General features: G+C 33.8%; 2 protein-coding genes. One reads left to right on the top strand and one right to left on the bottom strand.

Features of this window, described 5'->3' with window-relative positions:
- Nucleotides 1-30: 30 nt before the first annotated feature.
- Nucleotides 31-621 carry a TetR/AcrR family transcriptional regulator gene (locus N3F66_15030; protein MCX8125460.1) on the top strand — a complete coding sequence of 197 codons (591 nt, stop codon included), beginning with the start codon at nt 31-33 and terminating at the stop codon, nt 619-621.
- Between the two features lie 351 nt (nt 622-972).
- Here N3F66_15030 and N3F66_15025 read toward each other — a convergent pair whose 3' ends face one another.
- Entirely contained in the window at nt 973-1,203 is a 231-nt protein-coding gene (locus N3F66_15025) for a hypothetical protein (protein ID MCX8125459.1), read from the bottom strand.
- Nucleotides 1,204-1,508: the final 305 nt, after the last annotated feature.

The following is a 1,508-nucleotide window of genomic DNA, read 5'->3' as shown; positions in this document are numbered from 1 at the left end:
ATCATAATTTTATGATATAGTATGCAGGGTATGGACAAACAAGAAAAGATACAAAAAAAGAAAACTATAATCCTTGAAGCATTGAAACGCCTATTGCAAAATGATGTATATTCACGAATAACTGTTCAGAGTGTTGCTGATGAAGCAGGGTTTTCAAAAGGCGGATTATTGCATTACTTCCCTACTAAAGAAGAAATGTACATTGAATTTATGGAATACCTTTTCAACGAAATCATTAATGATCATAGGAATGTGCTAAAAGGCAACCTTCACTCTAAAGCAAAAGCCAGTATTTCTGCAATGTATGGTGTTGAACGGTTTTTCCTAGATCCTGGGACAGCAAAGATATTTATTAACCTTGTGCTATATGCATACGAAGATGAAAAAATTATGGTACGACTTAAAGAATTTATACGACGCCACATTGAAATGTATAAAGCCATAATTAATGAAGCACGTGAAGATGTCCCCCAGCGCAGAAAAACAGATTTTGATGCCGAATTTCATGCACGGATAGCACAGATCATAGTTATATGTTCAGGACTATTTGAATCCATTGACCCGCTGCCAATGGATAGCTTTAATCTTATGAGGTATATTATCTCACTTTTTAGAGGATAACCTTCATTTACAAATACATTTAATAATCTTTCTTAGGTTATACAAAACGTTAAATTGCTATCTTTTTAATTCTATAAACCAGTATAGTTTAAAAATTTGCTAATAAATTACATTTATCCAGCCAACTTTATTGTTCCAAATGAATATATATTTAGTTATTTAGTAACCAACTTTTTTATCAACACATGTTTGATATTATTTCTGTGATTATAGCTAACCGCAAACGCTTTTTTATAAAAAATAAATTTACCTGCTCCCACAAAACTGCCCCTATTATCCGTCTGCAACCGTGGCTTTTGCTGTTATTAGTCCATGTTTCTTCAATATCCTGTATACACTCTATGGACTTTTCTATACAATGTTTTCATTTACCATCCGGTATGCCAACTCACGATGATAATACTGCGGATGATCAATTGCATTCTCGACTATCGCTTCCTTTTCCTCCAGTGTCAATGCATATCGATGTGTCGTCATTTTCCTTTTTGCCTTCGGCGATAGCTCCTGGTATTTACCTTTTGCTATCCTATACCACTGCGAAACAGATATCCCTATGTGGGCACAACACTGGTGTAGCCTCACTCCATAGCATCGGTACCGCTACCCTTTTCTACAATATCTGCCATCACTTCTGTATTATGGATATGCTTGCCCTGTGCCCCATTCTTTTTTTAATCACTAACTATACCTAAACAAAAAAATATTATTAATTAAAAAAGCCTCCTTATAGAATGACATATTAATAAAACAACTATAAGGAGGCTGCAAAATGAAATTAGCAACGATATGATTACTATAATGAAAGAAGTTAACACAATTGCAACAAAAAATAACTACAATCAGTATATAAAGAAGTATCCAGTTGAGAAGATATTTGCACTATTGTT

Source organism: Spirochaetota bacterium, from assembly GCA_026414805.1.
GTDB lineage: Bacteria > Spirochaetota > UBA4802 > UBA4802 > UB4802 > UBA4802.
Note: the sequence above shows the minus strand (reverse complement) of the source record. Positions and strands in the feature narration are given on the sequence as shown.

Coding starts and splice junctions, on each gene's coding strand:
- N3F66_15030 (MCX8125460.1), top strand. CDS start 31: ATGGACAAACAAGAAAAGATACAAAAAAAGAAAACTATAATCCTTGAA.